The organism is Streptomyces carpinensis (genome assembly GCF_002154505.1).
GTDB classification, from domain to species: Bacteria; Actinomycetota; Actinomycetes; order Streptomycetales; family Streptomycetaceae; genus Streptomyces; species Streptomyces carpinensis.
In genome coordinates, this window is sequence record NZ_MUBM01000138.1 from 1 (window position 1) to 19,365 (window position 19,365).

13 protein-coding genes are annotated in these 19,365 nt (G+C 69.4%); 7 read left to right on the forward strand and 6 right to left on the reverse strand.

Annotated features, from left to right (window positions below; all coding sequences use genetic code 11):
- Positions 1 to 9 precede the first annotated feature (9 nt).
- The 3 genes from BZY54_RS19005 (at position 10) to BZY54_RS19020 (ending at position 8,165) form a co-directional block, all read left to right on the forward strand.
- Entirely contained in the window at positions 10 to 2,391 is a 2,382-nt protein-coding gene (locus tag BZY54_RS19005; RefSeq protein WP_086726407.1) for a beta-L-arabinofuranosidase domain-containing protein, read from the forward strand.
- 123 nt (positions 2,392 to 2,514) lie between these two features.
- A complete protein-coding gene (locus BZY54_RS19010; protein WP_244217227.1) occupies positions 2,515 to 5,133 on the forward strand; it encodes a PA14 domain-containing protein in 2,619 nt (872 codons plus the stop codon).
- A 968-nt stretch (positions 5,134 to 6,101) separates the two neighbouring features.
- Positions 6,102 to 8,165 carry an alpha-L-rhamnosidase-related protein gene (locus BZY54_RS19020; protein WP_086726387.1) on the forward strand — a complete coding sequence of 688 codons (2,064 nt, stop codon included), beginning with the start codon at positions 6,102 to 6,104 and terminating at the stop codon, positions 8,163 to 8,165.
- A 175-nt stretch (positions 8,166 to 8,340) separates the two neighbouring features.
- Here the strand turns inward: BZY54_RS19020 and BZY54_RS19025 are convergent, their stop codons facing one another.
- The 3 genes from BZY54_RS19025 to BZY54_RS19035 form a co-directional block, all read right to left on the reverse strand.
- A complete protein-coding gene (locus BZY54_RS19025; protein ID WP_086726388.1) occupies positions 8,341 to 9,495 on the reverse strand; it encodes an acyl-CoA dehydrogenase family protein in 1,155 nt (384 codons plus the stop codon).
- Complete coding sequence (locus BZY54_RS19030; protein WP_208640697.1) at positions 9,479 to 11,575, reverse strand: acetate--CoA ligase family protein; 2,097 nt, start codon at positions 11,573 to 11,575, stop codon at positions 9,479 to 9,481. The genes BZY54_RS19025 and BZY54_RS19030 overlap by 17 nt, the downstream gene beginning before the upstream one ends.
- A gap of 218 nt (positions 11,576 to 11,793) precedes the next feature.
- A complete protein-coding gene (locus tag BZY54_RS19035) occupies positions 11,794 to 13,338 on the reverse strand; it encodes an APC family permease (protein WP_244217228.1) in 1,545 nt (514 codons plus the stop codon).
- A 204-nt stretch (positions 13,339 to 13,542) separates the two neighbouring features.
- Between BZY54_RS19035 and BZY54_RS19040 the strand changes: the two genes are divergently transcribed.
- Positions 13,543 to 14,937 carry a flavin monoamine oxidase family protein gene (locus BZY54_RS19040; RefSeq protein ID WP_086726390.1) on the forward strand — a complete coding sequence of 465 codons (1,395 nt, stop codon included), beginning with the start codon at positions 13,543 to 13,545 and terminating at the stop codon, positions 14,935 to 14,937.
- Between the two features lie 29 nt (positions 14,938 to 14,966).
- Positions 14,967 to 15,833: a TetR/AcrR family transcriptional regulator gene (locus BZY54_RS19045; RefSeq protein ID WP_086726391.1), complete on the forward strand. Its 867-nt coding sequence runs from the start codon at positions 14,967 to 14,969 to the stop codon at positions 15,831 to 15,833.
- A 276-nt stretch (positions 15,834 to 16,109) separates the two neighbouring features.
- Here the strand turns inward: BZY54_RS19045 and BZY54_RS19050 are convergent, their stop codons facing one another.
- On the reverse strand, positions 16,110 to 16,985 hold the full coding sequence (locus BZY54_RS19050; protein WP_086726409.1) for a universal stress protein: 876 nt from the start codon (positions 16,983 to 16,985) through the stop codon (positions 16,110 to 16,112).
- Positions 16,986 to 17,390: 405 nt separating this feature from the next.
- Positions 17,391 to 17,573, reverse strand: coding sequence for a hypothetical protein (locus tag BZY54_RS50280; protein ID WP_143668074.1), 183 nt, complete (start codon positions 17,571 to 17,573; stop codon positions 17,391 to 17,393).
- Between BZY54_RS50280 and BZY54_RS19055 the strand changes: the two genes are divergently transcribed.
- Both BZY54_RS19055 and BZY54_RS19060 read left to right on the forward strand, forming a co-directional pair.
- Entirely contained in the window at positions 17,572 to 18,204 is a 633-nt protein-coding gene (locus tag BZY54_RS19055) for a CBS domain-containing protein (protein ID WP_086726410.1), read from the forward strand. The genes BZY54_RS50280 and BZY54_RS19055 overlap by 2 nt on opposite strands.
- 26 nt (positions 18,205 to 18,230) lie before the next feature.
- Positions 18,231 to 18,803, forward strand: a complete 573-nt coding sequence (locus tag BZY54_RS19060) for an Rv1733c family protein (protein WP_086726392.1) — start codon at positions 18,231 to 18,233, stop codon at positions 18,801 to 18,803.
- A gap of 94 nt (positions 18,804 to 18,897) precedes the next feature.
- Here the strand turns inward: BZY54_RS19060 and BZY54_RS19065 are convergent, their stop codons facing one another.
- Entirely contained in the window at positions 18,898 to 19,227 is a 330-nt protein-coding gene (locus BZY54_RS19065; RefSeq protein WP_341868694.1) for an SHOCT domain-containing protein, read from the reverse strand.
- Between the last annotated feature and the right edge of the window lie 138 nt (positions 19,228 to 19,365).

The window sequence follows — 19,365 nt, forward strand, 5'->3', positions numbered from 1 at the left end:
GCGCAGGCCTTGTCGTCCCCCAGTCCGGTCGCCCCGGCCGCCGGCTCCCACCCCCACTACACCGCCAACCGCGCCCCCCTGCAGCAGGAGCCGTTCCTGCGGCTGCCGCCCGGCAGCATCACCCCGAAGGGCTGGCTGCGCACCCAGCTGGACCTCCAGCTCGACGGTCTGAACGGGCGCATGCCCGAGGTGTCCGACTACCTGGACGACAAGACCAGCGGGTGGGCCGTCCCGGAGCGAGACGGCTGGGAGGAACTCCCCTACTGGCTCAGGGGGTTCGGCGACCTGGGCTACGTCACCCAGGACAGCCGTACCCTCGAACTCACCCGCACCTGGATCGACCGCATCCTTGCCACCCGGCAGCCCGACGGCTTCTTCGGCCCCTCCAGCCTGCGCACCTCGCTCAACAGCGGACCGGACTTCTGGCCCTACATGCCGGTCCTGGACGCCCTGCGCACCTGGCACGAGTACAGCGGCGACGATCGCGTGGTACCGGCTCTGACCGGCTGGCTGAAGTACCTCCACGCCCAGCCCGGCACGCTCTTCGGGCAGGGCTGGGGCTCGGCCCGAGTCGGAGACACCATCGACACCGCCTACTGGCTCTACAACCGCACGGGCGACGACTGGCTGCTGGACCTGGTCCGCACGATGCACACCCACAGCGCCGACTACACCCGCACGATCCCGACCTGGCACAACGTCAACCTCGCCCAGGGCTTCCGGGAACCCGCCCAGTACGGCGTCCTCGCCGGCGATCCCTCCTTCCTCGCGGCCACCCACCGCGTCTACGACACCGTCATGGGCAGCTACGGGCAGTTCCCCGGCGGTGGCTTCGCCGCGGACGAGAACGCACGCTCCGGCTACCACGACCCGCGCCAGGGCTTCGAGACGTGCGGCATCGTCGAGTACATGCACAGCCACCAGATACTCACCCGTATCACCGGCGACACCCTGTGGGCCGACCGCTGCGAGGACCTGGCCCTCAACATGCTGCCCGCCGCCTTCGACCCCCGGCAGAAGGGCACCCACTACGTGACAGCGGCCAACAGCATCCAGCTGGACAACGTTGCCAAGTCACACGGCCAGTTCAACAACTCCTTCGCCATGCAGGCGTACATGCCGGGCATCCACCAGTACCGCTGCTGTCCGCACAACTACGGGATGGGGTGGCCCTACTACGCCGAGGAGATGTGGCTCGCGAGCATCGACGGCGGGCTGTGCGCCTCCCTGTACGCCGAGTCCTCCGTACGGGCCAAGGTGGGTGACGGCACCACGGTCACCGTCACCGAGCGCACGGACTACCCCTTCGACGACACCGTCACCCTGACGGTGTCCACGCCGCGAGCCGTCGACTTCCCGCTCTACCTGCGAGTTCCGGGATGGTGCGAGGAGCCTTCGGTCCGGCTGGGCGGGCACCCCCTGCCCGCCCGGCGCAGCGGCGGCCACCTCGTTCTCGACCGCCGGTGGCACGACCGCGACCAGATCGTCCTGCGGTTGCCGATGCGCACTACGGTGCGCACCTGGAACAGCAACGAGGACTCCGTCTCCGTCTACCACGGCCCTGTCAACTACTCCCTGCGCGTCGAGGAGGAGTGGCAGCAGTCCGGCGGCAGCAGCGCATGGCCGGAGTACGAGGTGCGCCCCTCCTCGCCATGGAACTACGCACTGGAGCTGGACCAGCAGGATCCTGCCCGGTCCTTCACCGTGGAACGCACCCGCGCCCGCGCCGCCAACCCCTTCACCCATTCCGGCACCCCGGTACTCATGCGGGCCAAGGGCCGGCGCCTGACCGGCTGGGTGAGCGACGACCAGGACGTCGTGGCTCCGCTGCAGCAGAGCCCGGCCCGCACCACGGAGCCGGTCGAGCGCCTCACGCTGATCCCGGCGGCCGCCGCGCGACTGCGCATCACGTCCTTCCCGACCGCATCCACGTCCGGCAAGGCACTGGAGTGGGCGGCGGTCACCGCCTCCTTCAGCGGCGTCGACAGTCCTCAGGCACTGCTCATGAACGCCGTCGTCGAGCCGTCGAGTTCCTACGACCAGACGATTCCGCGCTTCACATGGTGGGACCACACCGGGACCGAGGAGTGGATCCAGTACAGCTACGCCGAGTCCGTCCGCGTCGACGCGGTATCCGTGTACTGGTACGACGACACCGGCCACGGTGCCTGTCGCGTCCCCGAGTCCTGGCGGCTGGAGTACCTCTCCACGGACGGCCAGTGGCACTCCGTGGACGGCGCCCCCGACTACGGCGTCGCCACCGACCGGTTCAACCAGGTCTCCTTCCCCACCCTCACGACCACGGCACTGCGCATCACAGCGCGGCTCCGCACCGGGTTCTCCGGCGGCGTTCTGGCCTGGCGCACCCAGCCGGACGGCCCGCGCGCCTGACAGCCGGCAGAACCCAAAGGGCCTGCCACCGACGCCGTGAACAGACGGCGGGCATGCCGAATGCACCACTCCAACGAATATCCAACGAAAGGTGAGACCCTCTTGAGTCCCGGAAGACACCGCATGACACTCCTGCGCGGACTGGCGGCCGCGGCTCCGCTGCTGCTCGGCGGCGCACTCCTCGCGCCGGCCTCCCTGGCCCATGCCGAACCGGCGAGCGAGGCAGCCTCCACCGTCACCCCGCAGGGGCTGCGCAGCGACTGCTATCTCAGCTCCGACAGCACGTCGCTGGACTTCGCCACCTACGGCAGCACCGGGGTGCAGCCCTCCCTCAACGTCAAGGACCTCCTCCCGACGCTGCGCGACTGCGCCGGGTCCACCCTGAACGACGCCGTGCACTGGACGGGCATGCTGGACGTGCCCACCGGTGGTTCGTACACGTTCTACATCAAGGGCGACAACGGCTTCCGCATGTCGCTCGACGGTACGAGCGTCATCGACCACTGGACGACCGACTGGGACGTCCAGACCACGTCGCAGCCGATCACGCTGACGGCCGGTATGCACCAGCTGTCCTTCGACTACAACCAGGGCAACGGCGGCGCCTACATCCAGACCGAGTGGTCGGGCCCGGGCATCGACCGGCAGCCCATCCCCGACTCCGCCCTGCACCAGCCGGCCGGCTTCGCGCCCCTCGACCTGCACAGCACCGTGGACTCCACCGGCCGGGAGGCGGTCGTACAGCTGCCCGCCGCGGTGGACTCCGTGCCGGCGGACGTCACGAAGCACATCTCGGTGATCGCCGGTGGCCACCGCTGGACCCCGACCGTGACCACGGACCCCGCCGATCACTCCAAGCTGGTCTTCACAGCGGCGGCCTCGGACACCCCGGCGGCCATGAAGTCCCAGGTGCGCATCAGCTACGACGGGCAGGGCGGCCTGACCACCGCCACCGGCCCGCTGGACGTGTTCTCCAGCGTCGCCCAGAACAACTCCACCTGGTACTTCGCCACCAAGTGGGCCAAGGACGTCTCGCCGTCCAACGCCCTGCCCGACTACCCGCGTCCGCAGCAGACCCGCAAGCAGTGGGCCAACCTCAACGGCACCTGGCAGTTCCAGGGAACGACGCAGGACGCCCCGCTGCCCACGAGCAAACTGAGCGGGAAGATCCTCGTCCCCTACCCGATGGAGGCGCCGCTGTCCGGCGTCGCCGAGCACCACGACTGGTCGCTGTACCAGCGCACGTTCAAGGTGCCGGCCGGCTGGCGGGTCGGCTCGGGCAACCGTCTCCACCTGAACTTCGGAGCGGTGGACTACGAGGCCTGGGTCTACGTCAACGGCAAGCAGGTGGCCCACCACACCGGCGGCTACCAGGCGTTCACGGCGGACATCACGGACGCCGTCACGGGCAGTGGCGACCAGACCGTCCTGCTGAAGGTCAAGGACACCACCGACCCCTCGCAGCAGGCGACCGGCAAGCAGTCGCTCGACCCGAGCGGCATCTGGTACACCCCCACCTCGGGTATCTGGCAGACGGTCTGGGTGGAGCCGGTTCCCGAGGAGAGCGTCGAATCGCTGGTCCTCACCCCTGACCTCAAGGACGACTCCCTGTCGGTCACCGTGCGCCCCAGCGCCGGAACGAACGCTTCGGCCCGCGTGACCGCCACCGCGTTCGACGGCGACGAGCGCGTCGGTTCCGTCACCGGCGCCGCGGGCGTCCCCCTGCGGCTGCACATTCCGCACCCCAAGCTGTGGAGCCCAGACCACCCGTTCCTCTACAACCTGAAGGTCACCCTGGCCGACGGCCGCACGCACGACAGCGTGGGCTCCTACTTCGGCATGCGATCGATATCGGTCGCCAAGGTCGGCGGGGTGAACAAGATCGAACTCAACGGTAAGCCCACCTTCCTCCTCGCCACTCTCGACCAGGGCTTCTGGCCCGACGGCATCTACACGGCCCCGACGGACGCCGCGCTGAAGTCGGACCTGCAGCTGCACAAGCAGCTGGGCTTCAACACCGTGCGCAAGCACATCAAGGTGGAGCCGGCCCGCTGGTACTACTGGGCCGACAAGCTCGGGCTGATGGTCTGGCAGGACATGCCCAGCCGCAACACCGGCTCCGCCAGTGCCGCGAGCAACACGGAGTTCGACAAGGAGGTCCACGAGATCGTGGACCAGCACATCAGCAGCCCCTCCGTGATCATGTGGACCATGATGAACGAGGGCTGGGGCGAGCAGAGCAAGCAGTCCACCGGCGAGCTCGCCGACTCGGTGAAGAAGCAGGACCCCTCGCGTCTGGTCGACGCGCACTCGGGAGTCAACTGCTGTGCTTCCAAGGGCGATTCCGGCCGCGGTGACGTCATCGACTACCACCTCTACCACGGCCCGGCGAACCCCGCACCCGACTCCACTCGCGCGGCCGTCGACGGAGAGCACGGCGGCTACTCGCTGACGATCCCCGGGCACATCGCCGGCGTCGCGGGCGGTCAGGACTACGGCGGCGGCCCCGCCGACATCGCGGAGATGACCAAGACGTACGTGGACAACACGAGCCAGCTCCTCCCGAATGCGTCCACCACCCTTTCCGGCTCGGTCTTCACCCAGATCAGCGACGTCGAGGGCGAACTCAACGGTCTGGTGACCTACGACCGGGCGGTCCTGAAGGTCGATCCCGACCAGGTCAGGGAGATCAACCGCAAGGTCATCGCGGCCGGCGCCGCAGCAGGCGGCACCGCTCGCTGACGGCAGTCGCGGTACCGCTCGACCTCGGCCCTCTCCGAAGCCGTATCTCAACCGGTCTTTGAGGCTTGGGCGAGCAGAATTCCTGGTCGGGTGATCTTCCGGCCGTGCGCGCATGAAGGCAGGGCCTCCTGGTAGCTCAGGGTGCAACCCATTCTGAGCGGTTCCCGGAGGCCCTGCTGTCATTGTTGTACGCGCCCCGTCCCGTTCACTTCAACTTGCCCGACCCGTCGTGCGATTGCCTCGCACGTGTACGGCAACGCGGCCGATCATCCGGACCGTGTACGTCGCTATCCGTCCGACATGACGGACGCGGAGTGGGCAGCCGTGCGGCCGTTGCTGCCGGCACCGCCTTCAGGGGCGGGGCGGGCAGCCCGAATCGGCGGACGCCCGAGCCAGGCGAATCACGAACCTGTCACAGTTGCTGCGCCGGCCGGCGGCGGGCGTCATGCCGCAGCCATGGCATCCAACGACAACGCGGCGAGGCGCGATGCGCTATGACCCCCACCCGGGCTCGGCAACCACATCCGTCCAAGTCGGCGGACGACGTTGCCGATGGAGCGCCGTCCTGCCCTCGGCACGTGGTCGCGCAGCCCCCGCACCGCCCGGACGGGAACCTGACGCCGCGGTCCGGTGAAGTGGACGCAGACTCCGTCCGTGGCGGTCTATTGAATCGTTCACTCCGGCGGAGACGTCATCCGAGTCGACGACATTCCTTGTCGCCAGTCTTGACCGCCGTCAACTCCTGGCTATAGCGTCCCGGTTCGTTAAAACGATTCAGCTCACCTTCACCCTCCCCGGTGAGACGTCAAGGGGCGAGGCCGCACCGGGGCGGCACCCGCGGTCAGGCATGCGGAGCGCACACCGCCCTGTGCCGCCGGCCGCTCAGGGCGTCGACACTGCCCACCTCGGGCCGCAACACCCGTTCCACCCACTCGTTGTCCGCGTTCAGTCAGTTTTGCGAGGCATGTGTGACCACCTGGAAGAGAAGACACCGGACCGCCCTCACCACCGCGACGTCGGCGGCGCTCGTGGCGATGGCCCTGCTCGCACCGCAGGCGGCTGCCGGGGCGACGCCCGCGCAGTTCGGGGCCCTGCCTTCAGCCGCCGGGCATCCCTGGGACGCCTACAACTACTCCCCGCAGTCCCGGACACTGAAGCCGGTGGCGATCCAGAGCACCACGGGTTCGGTGACGGACGCCTCGGCAGCGCTCTCGGGCAAGTCCACCCGGCTGAGCGGCACCGGCTCCGCCGTCACCTTCGATTTCGGCAAGGACGTCAGCGGTCTGGTCACGCTCCACTTCGCGGCCTCCGACGGCCCGCAGCGCGTGGGCTTGGCGTTCGACGAGTCCTCGCAGTACGTGAGCACCACGAGCGACGCCTCCACCGGTGGGCCGCGCAGCCGTGACGGAGCGCTCTACGCCGACGTCGACGGCGCCACCACCTACACCATGCCGGCGAAGAACCTGCGCGGTGGGTTCCGGTATCTGACCGTGTTCATGGACTCTGCCGGCAGCGTCGACCTCGACGGGGTCTCCGCGTACTTCACAGCCGCACCGCGGATGCAGGACCCGCGCGCCTATGCGAACTACTTCTACTCCAGTGACGACCTGCTCAACAGGATCTGGTACGCCGGGGCCTACACGATCCAGCTCAACACCATCGACCCGAAGACGGGACGGGTCTGGGAGGCTCCCGCCGAGGCGTGGGACAACACCGGCGACGTGGGCGTGGGCGACACCATCCTGGTGGACGGCGCGAAGCGGGACCGCACTGTGTGGCCTGGTGACCTCGGCGTCGAGATCCCCTCCGCCTACGCGGCCTTCGACGACACCGAGTCGGCCAGGAACTCTCTCACCACGCTCTACCAGCACCAGAAGATCACGGGTGAGCTGCCGTACTCCGGGCCCATGATGAACAAGTACGGGTCGGACACCTACCATCTGTGGACCCTGGCGGCGTCCTGGGACTACTACCAGTACACCGGCGACCGGAAGTGGGTCGACGGCATCTGGGACCAGTACAAGCTGGGCGTCGACTACATCAGCCCGAAGATGGACGCCCAGGGGCTGCTGTCGATCACCCAGACCGCCGACTCGGTGCGGAGCCTGCCCAAGGGCGAGAACCTGATCGCCAACGTCCTGATGTGGCGCGTGCTCACGACCGGCTCGCAACTGGCAGAGGTCGAGGGCGACAAGGCGCTCGCCCAGTCCTACGCACAACGGGCCGCGGCTTTGCGCACCGCAATCGACAGCCGTCTGTGGGACGAGAAGAAGGGGGCGTACCGGTTCTACCCCGACTCGGACGTCTACGCCCAGGACGGCAACGCGCTCGCCGTGTGGTACGGCCTGGCCGACCAGAGCAAGGCGCGCCGCATCAGTGCGTACCTGACGACCAACTGGAACGACCGCGGGTCGACTTCCCCGGAGAACAAGGGGAACCTGGGGGTCTTCGCCGGGTCCATGGAGGTCAACGCCCACTTCGCCGCGGGGGGAGCGGCCGCCGACCAGGCGGGAGTCGATCTGATCCGGCGGCAGTGGGGCGCCATGCTCGACGACCCGCTCGGCACCAACAGCACGTTCTGGGAGTCGTCGCGCCCGGACGGCTGCATCTGCAGCACCTATGTCAGCCTCGCCCACGCCTGGGCGACCGGGCCGACCACGGCGCTCACGTTCTCCGTGCTGGGTCTGCGGCCGACCAGTGCGGGTGGCCGCGCCTTCGACTTCGTCCCGCACACCGCCGACCTCACCTTCGCCCAGGGGCGGATCACCACCACGCTGGGCCCGGTCGACGCCTCGTGGCGCGTCGACGAAAAGCAGGGGACGTACCACGCGGAGCTCACCGCGCCCAAGGGCAGTGAGGGGCGAGTCGCGGTGCCCGCCTTCGGACAGCAGATCTCGGTCTTCGTGGACGGCAAGCTGGCCTGGAACGGCACGAAGGCCAAGGCCTACGACGCGCACACCGACGGCGAGTACGTCTACCTGGAAGGGCTCGCCGGGCACCACGTGATCGACAGCCACCGGCACGACAGCTGAGACGATCACCCGCACATGCCTCGCGCGGCCCGCTCAAGGCATGTGCGGCATCCAGGGCAGCCCGCGCTCCGCTGCCGTCGCCGGGCACGCGCCCGGGCTGTCCGGTGCACACCGCCGTGATGCCAGAGCCGGGGCGCGGGCGGCGCCGTGGGGGTGGGTCGCCCGTGGTCGTGTCTCAGAGGCGGCGTGAGATGACCAGACGCATGATGTCCGAGGTACCCTCCTCGATCTCCTCGAGCTTGGCGTCGCGCATCCACTGCTCGACCGGGTACTCGCGCGAGTAGCCCCATCCACCGAGGGTCTGCACGGCGCCCCAGGTCACGGCCATCGCGGTTTCCGAGGCCTGGAGCTTGGCCATGGCGACGAGCTTCGTGGCGTCGGCTCCGGCGTCCATTTGGCGTGCCGCGTGCAGGGTGAGCAGCCACGCGGACTCGATACGGGTCGCCATGTCGGCCAGCCGGAACGCGACCGACTGATGCTCGGTGATCGGCTTGCCGAACTGGGTTCGCTCACGGGCGTACTGGAGGGCGTACTCGTACGCCGCACGCGCCGTTCCGGTCGCTGCTGCGGCCAGCACGATGCGCGAGGTGTCGAACGTCTTCATCAAGCCGTGGAAGCCCTGCCCCTCGTCGCCGAGGCGGTCGGATTCGGGGACGAAGACTTCGTCGAAGAAGATCTCGCGACAGACGATGGCGCGCTGGCCCATCTTGCGCATCGGCTCGCCGAACGTCATACCCTCGGCGCCCTTGCGCAGCAGGAACGCGGTGACTCCCGAGGACCGCCGGGTGGGGTCGGTCTTGGCGAAGACCACGTACTGGTCGGCCAGGCCGGCGTTGGAGATCCACGCCTTCTGTCCGCTGATCGAGTAGCCGCCGTCGGCTCGGGTGGCGGTCGTGACGATGGACGCGGCATCGGAGCCCGCCCCCGGTTCGGTCGTCGCCAGAGCGGTGTAGAGCGGGTTCGGTCCCGCAAGGGGACGCAGCCACTCCTCCTTCTGCCGGTCACTGCCCAGCTCGAGCAGCGGGTCGGCGAAGAACCCGTTGGAGCACACGAAGTTGCCGATCCCAGGGTCGCCCCAGCACATCTGCTCCTGGACCAGACACTGGGTCACGACATCGGTGAATCCGCCACCGCCGTATTGCTCGGGCAGCATGAAGTCGGTGATGCCGACCTTGGCCGCGGCCTGGAAGATGTCCAGCGGTGATGCGACGTCGCGCTCGTCGACTTCGCGGCCGTGGGGTCGGATCTCGTTCGCGGCGAACTCTCGGCACAGTTCGACGATCGCCCGCTGCTCATCGGTCAGCGGCCAGGGTTCAGTGGACGTGCTCACGCGGCTCCTCCTGTTTCCTTGTGGTTTCCCGGTGGCCGTTCACCCCGGAGGCTTCCGCTGTGGAACGAGAGATGACGAGTGCGTCCACGGCCAGCGCTCCCCTGGGCCCGACCCGGATCGGGTTCACCTCGATTTCTTCCACAGCGGTGTTGCTCGCGATCGCTTCGGACACGACGACGATCGCGTCGATCAGCGCCTCGATGTCGACTGCCGGCTCCCCTCGCCAGCCATCGAGCAATCGGCGCGACCGCAGCCGGTCGAGCATCCCGGCAGCCGTGCGACGGTCCACCGGGGCCAGCTCGACGGACACATCACGCCAGAGTTCGGCCTGAACTCCTCCGTGGCCCACGGCCACGGTGGGACCGAAGTCGGGGTCCCGGCGAGCGCCGATGAGCAACTCGACGACGCCTCGCCGAGTGTCCTGCTCCTCGAGGACGTAGTCGCCCGGGCCGAGCCGTTCGTACATCTCGCCGAACACCGCAGCGGCGGTGTCCGGGCTCAACCCGACCCTGACGGCTTCGTGTTCGCTCTTGTGCTCGATCCACCCGGCCTTGAGCACCAGAGGCGGTTGCAACAACTTGCAGGCTTCCGTGCACTCGGCCGCGTCGGTGACTCTTCTCGCGTCGGGCATCGCGATGCCCTGTGCGGTCAAGAACTCTCGAGCCGTCCAGTAGCCGGGCGCCGGGGCGGCCGTTGCGATCCGCGTGATCGCCAGGTCACGGCCGGGCTCGCCGCCGAGACGGGCCGCTCGGCCCAGCGCGCCGAGGGCCGCGTCGATGGTGTCGAAGGTGGGGATGCGGTGCTCCCCCATGCGAGCCACCGCGGGCGACGCCGCGCTCATGCTGTGCACGACCAGGGGCACATGCCCTTCGCGTGTCTCCCGCCCGAGGCGGTCGATCACAGTGAGCTCGGCACTCAGGATGCTCGGTGAGTCCTCACCGTAGCAACCGAGGTATCCCGAGATGACGAGCGAGTCGGCCTCGCCGGAGGCGGCCACCAGCTCGGCGACCCTCGCGTACATCTGAAGATCCGCTTCACCCGCGCCCGCGAGGTCCACCGGATTGGACACCTCCGCTGCGGCGGGGAGCAGGGCGCGCAGACGGCTTTGCAGCCCGTCGGTGAAGACCTTTGTCAGCAGTCCCTGGGAGGCGGCGATGTCGGCGGCGATCCCTCCTTGACCACCGCTGTCGCTGATGATCGCTACGCGGCGACCACTCGGCGGCGGGGTCGCGTCGAGAACGCGGGCCGAGTCGATGAGTTCGCGCGGCGTGAAGACCCGAAGTGCTCCCGCGGCGCGGCACGCTGCGTCGACGACGTCGAGTGCCGAGGTCATCGACCCGGTGTGGGAGCGTGCGAGCCGACGGCTGCCTTCGCTCGCCCCGGTGGCGAGCACCAGCGCGTGCTTGCCGGCGAGGCGGAGCTCTCTCAAGGCGGTGACGATCCGTGCTCCGTCGGCGAAGCCTTCCAGATAGAGCGCCACCGTGGTGGTGTGCTCGTCTTCGACGAGTGATTCGAGTACGTCGACGGCTCCCAGGTCGAGCTGGTTGCCGACCGAGTAGAAGCGCGACACGCCCAGCCCGGCTCGTGCGCCGAGACCGGCGATCTCGGAGCCCAGCTGACCGCTCTGCGAGACGATCGCGAGATCGCCGGGCCTGAAGTTCCCCCAGGCGAGCCGGAGGTTCGTGGCACCGTTGAACAGTCCCAGGCTGTTCGGCCCGATCATCCGTGCGCCTGCCCGGCTCAGCATCGCGGCGAGTTCTTCCTCGTCGGCACCGAGCCCCGCGGTGATCCCGAGGAACGCGCGGCATCCCTTGGCGAGCGCGTCACGGACGACCGGTCGGACGTGTCGGGGCGGCACGCACAGTACGACGAGGGCGGGGGCGTCCGGCAGGTCGCTCACCGTCGGGTAGCACGGATGACCGAGGATCTGTGTGGCGCGGCGGTTCACCAGCCACACCTGCCGCCGGTCGGCTCCCGCGAGAGCACCGGTGGCGAGCCAGTGGCCCCATTTGGCGTGGTCCTCGGTGGCACCGACGACGGCGACGGACGGGGGGTCGATGAAGGGCTGGGGAAAGGACAAGGGTGGTCTCCCGGATTCGGGTCGCGGGTGCGGGAGTCTCGGGCGGGCGGTGCGGAGATCGGCGGTGTCGATCGGTTCAGTCATGGGGGGGTGCACCACCGTGTGGACGACGAGCGACGCGGTTCCTGCGTGGTTCACACTCAGCGTGGATGGGCCGTGCAGGGCTGCGGCAGCGGCCGTGCGCCCGTGTTGGCCGGATCGCACCGGGAGGCGCGAACTCAGGTATGAGATACGGCAGTCGGGCGACGCCGGAAGAAGGTGGGGTACCGGCCTCGGCAGATCAGCAGGGCGAGCAGTCCCAGCAGGACCGTCCCGGTGCCGATCACGAACGTGCCCCCGACGCGGGTTCCCGACGAGAACGGGAGCGACCAGCTCGTGCCGCTGTTGGCCGGATCCCACGCGTGGATCAGGCTCCACGCGCCCGCGGCGAGCAGGACGACCCCGCCGATCAGGGGGCAGACGACGTGCAGCCAGAGATCCGCCGCACCGGCGCGCCGCCCGGTGCGGTACACCCAGGCGGAGGTGAGCCCGGTGAGCCCGTAGTAGAACGCGATCATCACCCCGCAGGCCGACACGGCGTCGCCGATGACGAGTCCGTGGCCGAGGAAGTTCATCGCGATGTACACCACCGCACCGATGGCTCCGACCGCGATCGTGCCGACGTGGGGAACGCGGAAGCGCGGGTGCACCCGGGACAGTGCGCGAGGGAGCGCCCCCTGATCGCCCATGGACAGCATCGTGCGGCTCAGTGTCAGCACGGTCGTCTCGGTGGAAGCGGCCGCCGATGTGAGGACCATGAGGATCAGCAGGTGCCACAGCACCGAGCCGAAGCCGCTCGCCCCGAACACCGCGGTGCCGAAGGCATAGAGGACATCGCCTGAGTTCTCCGGGTTGTTCAGGCCGATCCCGGTGTCGCCGATCCCGGCGAAGGAGATCGCGGCGAACGTGGCGATGAGGTACAGCATCACCAGCAGCACCGTCGAATACGTCGCGGCACGGCCGGGTGTGCGGCGCCGGTCGGCGGTTTCCTCGTTCACCGTGAGCGCCGTTTCCCATCCCCAGTAGATGAACAGCATGAGCACCAGGCCACTGACGAACGCACTCATGGATCCCCCCGCGAACGGGTTGAGCCAGGACAACTGCGGTCGGTGCATCCCGGCCGGTCCGGTGCCGGCGTACACCCGGACGAGCGCGACGGCCGACAGCACCAGGAGCATGCCGAATTCGAGGAACAACAGGGCTCGCTGCACCGCGGCCGCGATCTCGATACCGCGGTAGCAGACGAGGGTCATCAGCGCGAGCCAGCCGAGCCCGGCCAGCAGCACCCGGGGGTCCGCCGGCGTGGAACCGACGCCTTCCGTGCCCACCAGCAGGAACACGTACTGTCCGGCGACCTGTGCGAGGCTGCCGATCACGAGGATGAAGGACGCGATGATCGCCCAGCCACCCAGGAACCCGAGGTTCGGATTGAGCATCCGCGAGGCCCAGGTGAAGATCGTGCCGCAGTCCGGATCACGCCGGTTGAGCGCGGCGTAGCCGAAGGAGACGAACAGGATCGGTACGAAGGCGAGCACCACCACGGCCGGGGCCTGGAAGCCGACGTACCCGACGATGAACGCCAGCGTCGCGGTGAGACTGTAGGCGGGCGCCGCGGACGCCACGGCGAGGATCAGGCTCGTGGCCATGCCTAGCGCGCCGGAGCGCAGACCCTTGTCGGAGGGCTCGCCGTCGATCCTTTCCGCGTCTCGGGGGAACTGCTGCACAGACGCAGGCACCTCGCCCCGCTGGTATTGCGACTCTCGGGTCATCGCCACTCCCAACTATGGGGATGCACAGGTACTGACAACGGAACGCAACGACTGATTGAAGAGTCAGCCTGGCTACAGCGGCGGTCACCGTCAAGGCTTGGATCGCAATTTTCTGGGCCCAGTTGACTGTGGAGACAGTGTTGCGACACAGTCGCTGCCGTGAGAACACGAGAAACTTCTGCCGTCAGCACAGAGGTCGTGGTCGTGGGCGCCGGATACGCGGGACTGACCGCCGCGTGGCGGCTGGCCGACGCCGGGGTCGACGTGGTCGTGCTCGAAGCCGCCGACCGCGTGGGCGGCCGCGTGTTCAGTCAGCTGAGCCCGTCCGGGGTGCGCATCGACCACGGAGGGCAGTGGATCGGACCCAGTCAGCGGCGCTTCCACGCGCTGGCGACCCACTTCGGCTGCTCGACGTTCCCGACCTGGGAAGCCGGTCGGCACGTCGAGATCCGCCACGACGGTGCCCGCGTGCACTACGCGGGCGCAGCACCGGACACCGGACCCGGGATCGCCGAATACGAACGCATCACCGCGTTGCTGGACCACCTCGCCCGCACCGTCGACCTCGAACGGCCTTGGGCCACCCAGCGGTTCGCGGAGTTCGACACCCGGTCGGCCGAGGACTTCTTCCGCGCGCAGACCCACGACGAGGACGCTCTCCGTCGGCTGGCGCTCGCAGTGCAAAGCGTGTGGTGCGCGGAACCACGAGAGATCTCCTTCTTCCACGTGCTGTTCTACCTGGCTTCGGGCGGTGGCTACGAGCAGCTGATGGAAACCCGCGGCTGCGCACAGGACGCCCGGTTCTCCGACGGGGCGGACGCGGTGGCCCGAGCCCTCGCGGAATCGCTGGGCGGAAGGATCCGGCTGAAGGATCCGGTGCTGTCGATCCGGCAGACCGCCTACGGGGTTGAGGCGTCCACCGGCCGCGGCGTCGTTCGCGCAAGGCGAGCCGTGGTCGCCGTGCCCCCGGCAACGGTCGAGCGCATCACCTTCGACCCGGTCCTGCCCCCCGAGCGGCGCGGCTGGGTGCGCCACTCGCCGATGGGACGGGTCGCGAAGGTGCACGCCGTTTACGAAGAACCCTTCTGGCGCGCGGCAGGACGTTCCGGGATCGCAACCCTCTACGGTGAAAGCCCGGTCGGCGTGGTCTTCGACAACTCTCCCCAAGACGCCTCACACGGCGTACTCGTCGCGTTCGTGTACGGTGACCGGCTCGATCACTGGGCTGCCTCGACCGACACCGAGCGCCGCCGCGACGTACTGGCCGCACTGTCCGAAGTGGCGGGAGATCGAGCGCAGGAGCCGATCGACTACGTCGAGAAGATCTGGCCGCGGACGGGCTGGACCATCGGGGGCTACGAATGTTTCGTGACCCCGGGCGGCTGGACCGACTACGGCAGGAACGGGTGGCGCAAACCCTCCGGACGCATCCACTGGGCAGGGACCGAGACCGCCTCGGTGTGGAACGGCTACATCGACGGGGCGATCTCCTCGGGCGAGCGCGTCGCGGGTGAGGTGATCAGCGCGCTGGAGACCGTCGGGCAACCGGGGTGAACCGCTGTGCCTGACATACTGGCCAGGTTATGAACACCACGGAGAACCGGCCGGCTTCAGCGTCCGGCGAACTGCCGGCGCGGGTGCGGACAGCGATCCGGGCGGCTGCGCTCTCCCAGCGCGAACTCGCCCACAGGATCAGGATGGACCCGACCGCCCTCTCCAAGGCGCTGCGCGGGACGCGGCGCCTGCGCGACGAGGAGATCGCCGCGATCGCGAAGGCCTGTGGAGTGTCCCTGGCCTATCTGGTCGAGGGAACCGGTCCGGCGCCCGTTCTCCCGCCCGAGAGCGGGCGCGACCGGGCGCAGCCGGTCACGGCGCAGGAGCGGCGCGACCAGATCCTCGAGGCCGCGACCGTGCTCATCGCACGCCGCGGCTATCGCAACGTGCGCGTCTCGGACATCGCCCGCTACTGCGGGACCAGTACCGCAACGGTGCACTACCACTTTCCGAGCAAGGAAGCCACGTTGCACGCCGCGCTCGAGTACTACGCCCAGCGGTTCCGCACGCGGCTCGACGAGGAGTTCGGCCGCGCGAGTTCCGCGCGCGACAAGTTGCGCCGCCTGATCGAGGTGCAACTACCCCTCGCCGCCGACGACATCGACGAATGGTCGGTGTGGATCCAGTTCTGGAACCAGGCGATGCTCGAACCCCGGTTGCGGCCCGCGCAGCGGCGAATCTACTCGGGCTGGTATCGCGTCGTGGTGGAAGTGCTGCACGAGTGCAGGTCCGAAGGCCTGGCACCGGAGGCAGACATCGAAGCACTCGCCGACAGGTTCACCGCGATGGTCGACGGCCTGGCGATCCAGATTCTCGCCAACTCGACCGAGATGCAGCCGGACCGGATGCGGTCGCTCCTGCTGCGGGCCTTCGAACCGCACCTCGAGCTGGTCTAGGTGTGCTGTTGGGGGACGGTGACGGACGACCGGTGGGTGGCCCACGCCGTACCCGCACCCGGTGGCGATCACACTGCCGTTCGCCCCGTGCAGATCACGGCGGCGCCTTCGCTGATGTCGTAGCCACCGCTGCCCTCGCAGCCGCCGGTGCCGTCGGTCGTCGCAGCGTCGGTGCGGGAATGGTGCCCTGAGCGTGGACGTCCCGGAGCTGTTGGCGGTGATGGCCCAGGCGCCTGCGACGATCCCGGAGCCCCCACCACGAGGCCTGGGACACGGTCACACCTGCTGCGGTACCACGGCCACCGGGCACTGCGCGTGATGCAGCAGCACGTGGGCCGTCCGCCCCAGCTGGAGCCCGAAGTGCCCCACCCGGCGCCGAGCTCCGACGATCACCAGATCGGCGGCGGCCGAGCGGTCCACGAGGACCTTGTGCGCCGGGCCCTCGACCGTCGCACGACGCACCCGGACCGCCGGGTGGTCGGCCATCGCCTGGCTCAGCAGTTCCTCGAGGAGCGCGGCGGCCCGCTCCTCGTGTCCGAGGGCGGAGTCCCCGGCCGGTGCCGGCGAACCGGCCGCCTCGTGCGCATGGCTGCGCCAGGCCCTCACGACGTCGAGGACGCAGCCGCGTGCCTGTGCCTCGCGGAACGCGAACAGCACCGCCTCACGCCCGGACTCGGTTCCGCCGACACCGAGCAGGATGCGCTCGTGCACGCCGGCAAGGCCGGCCTGGTCGCCGCGGACCACGACCACCGGACAGTGCGCCCGGGCCGCCACCGCCAGGCTCACCGAACCCAGAAGCAGCCCCTTCAGCTCGCCTCGTCCCCGGGAGCCCGTGACCACGGTGGCGGCGCTGTCGGCTGCCCTCAGCAGGGCGGAGGCCGCGTCCTCCGGGAGGATGTCCGCGGACATCTTCACGTCCGGATTGCGCCGCTGGGCCCGCTCCATCGCGGAGCCGACCACACTCTCGGCCATCGCCTGCTCCGAGGGCCGCTGCGCGCTCCCCGGCGGCACCACACCCTCGTAGCGTTCCCAGAGGGAGGCGTACACCAGCCTCAGCGGCACGCCGTGCCGGGCTGCCTCGTCCACCGCCCAGTCGATCGCCGTCAGGCTGGGACCCGAACCATCCACACCCACGACCAGGGGCAACTCCATCGCGGCCACCGCCCTTCACCGGACTGCCACGTTGCGCGGCAAGACGTTCTCCGGTTCCTCTGTCACCGTCTCTCCGGCCTCCCTGTCACCGTCGCACCCGGCATGCTCCGGCGCGAGCGCGGATCGGCCCCTTTTCGGGACATTCGGCCCGTGCCGCCGGGGCTCGGGGCAAGCAACGGGTCCATCAGGCCGTGGCCTCTACTGCGCTCTCGGTCCGTCGCGGTGATCGAGGCTCCGCGCCCTGATGCTCCTCGGGGGCCGAAGGGCCCACGACAGGGGACCGGGCGGCCTGTGGCGCCCCGGCTCGCTCAGGCACACGCTGAAAGTGACAGCTCCCATGGCTTCGCGGAGGGAGAGCGACAGCAGACGAACGAACGTGGGCGGCGAGCCGGCGGGAGCCGTTGATCACCATGGCCCGCTCACTGCCCTGCCCCACCTTCCACGAGGTACGTCGTCCACCCAGGCCAGGGCCACACGAACGAGGAAGAAGTCCATGCGATGACCTCCACCACCCTGGCCGCGGCCCTGCCGGCCGAGCACCGAGGAGGAGACCGTGCACAGCCGCCCGCACACCGTCAGTGACGTCATGACGCACACCGTCGTGGCCGTGGGGCGCGACGCCCCGTTCAAGGACATCATCGACCTCATGGGGCAGTGGAAGGTCAGCGCGCTGCCCGTGCTGGAGGGCGAGGGCCGCGTGATCGGTGTCGTGTCCGAGGCCGACCTGCTGCCCAAGGAGGAGTTCCGCGACAGCGACCCGGACCGGTTCACCCAGTTGCGCCGCCTGTCCGACCTGGCCAAGGCGGGAGCACTGACCGCAGAGGAACTGATGAGCACCCCGGCCGTCACCGTCCACGCCGACGCCACGCTCGCCGAGGCGGCACGCATCATGGCCCAGCGCGGGATCAAGCGGCTTCCCGTCGTCGACGGCGAGGGCTTGCTCGAAGGCGTGGTGAGCCGCGGAGACCTGCTGAAGGTCTTCCTGCGCCCGGACGACGACATCGCCGAAGAGGTCGACCGGGAGGTACTGGCGAGCCTCTTCCCGGCCCCGATCGAACCGATCCACGTCGAGGTCCGCGACGGCGTGGTGACCCTCACCGGCCGGGTCCGGGACACCTCCATGGTCCCCGTCGCCGCCCGCCTCGTGCGGGCCGTGGAGGGAGTCGTCGACGTCGAATGCCATCTCGTGAGTGGTACGGCGCTGACTGGACCACGGTGAAGCACGGAAGAGCGAGGTGGACACCGATGAGCGGCAAGCGGAAGACGAAGCAGCGGCTGTGGCGATGGCGCAGCAGTCCGCTGCGCCGCCACGACGACATCCTCGAGGCCTGGATCATCCTCGTGACGTGGGTGGTCATCCTGGTCGGCGGCGCGGTCATCTGGACGGTGACAGGGCGAGCCGCCGCCCAGGAGTTCGCGTGGCAGCGTGCCGAACGCCATGCGGCTTCGGCCGTCCTGCTCTCCGACGCTCCGCCGAGCACGTCGGCCGGGAGCGGCAGCCAGGTACTGGCGACGGTCCGCTGGACCGCTCCCGACGGCACCACCCGAACCGCCCGCGCCCTGGTGCCGGGCGGCCTGCCGTCCGGCACGGTGATCACCGTCTGGCAGGACGGCCGGGGCGCCCTGACCACCAAGCCGCCCGGCCCGATCGAGGCACGGGCCGAGGCCGTCCTCTTCGGCGGAACGGCCGCCGTCGCCTTCTCGGGACTCGTCTACGGCACGGCCGCCCTCGCGCGGTGGCGCCTCGACAGGCGCCGCTACGACCAGTGGGGCGCGGAGTGGGACGTCATCGGCCCGCGGTGGGAGAAAACCGGCTGACGCGATCCGACGACGGCACAGCCACGCCGCGACCGCTTCGGGGGCGCGCCACCGACTGAATCGGAGGTCCGCGCCCCCGGCCACGATCGAAGGTTCAGCGCTGGGACCCTCGGGACGCCTGCCGCAGGATGTCCAGCCGCCGCCGGTACTCGTCCTCATCGATCTCCCCGCGGGCGAAGCGTTCGGCCAGCAGTTGTTCGGGAAAGGGGCGTCCGGTGTCGCCGTGTGCCTGCCACTGCCCGGAACCGCGGTGCAGTGTGCGGTAGAGGAGCGCTCCGACCGCGATCAGCAGCGCCCAGAAAACCAGCGTTCCCAGGCCCATGGCGAACCAGCCCCAGCCAAGCACGCCATGCGGCAACCAGAACATCGTCACCACCCACTTCCCGGCGTACTCCCCGGCCGGTGCCGGAGATCCCACTGCCACCGTCGCACCCCGGCAAGGGCAGCGCGAGGGCGGCTCGGTCTGCTTCCGGAGACGTCCGGCCCGTCCCGACGGCCGTGGCGGCCGGCCGGGCCGCCACCACCCCCACCGGCTCGTCGAGGGCATGGCGTACTTTCGCCG

Bases quoted from the DNA above. Each gene is read 5' to 3' on its own strand.
- BZY54_RS50280 (WP_143668074.1), bottom strand. From the start codon at position 17,573: ATGACGTCACTGACGGTGTGCGGGCGGCTGTGCACGGTCTCCTCCTCG.
- BZY54_RS19055 (WP_086726410.1), top strand. From the start codon at position 17,572: ATGACGCACACCGTCGTGGCCGTGGGGCGCGACGCCCCGTTCAAGGAC.
- BZY54_RS19050 (WP_086726409.1), bottom strand. From the start codon at position 16,985: ATGGAGTTGCCCCTGGTCGTGGGTGTGGATGGTTCGGGTCCCAGCCTG.
- BZY54_RS19045 (WP_086726391.1), top strand. From the start codon at position 14,967: ATGAACACCACGGAGAACCGGCCGGCTTCAGCGTCCGGCGAACTGCCG.
- BZY54_RS19010 (WP_244217227.1), top strand. From the start codon at position 2,515: ATGACACTCCTGCGCGGACTGGCGGCCGCGGCTCCGCTGCTGCTCGGC.
- BZY54_RS19060 (WP_086726392.1), top strand. From the start codon at position 18,231: ATGAGCGGCAAGCGGAAGACGAAGCAGCGGCTGTGGCGATGGCGCAGC.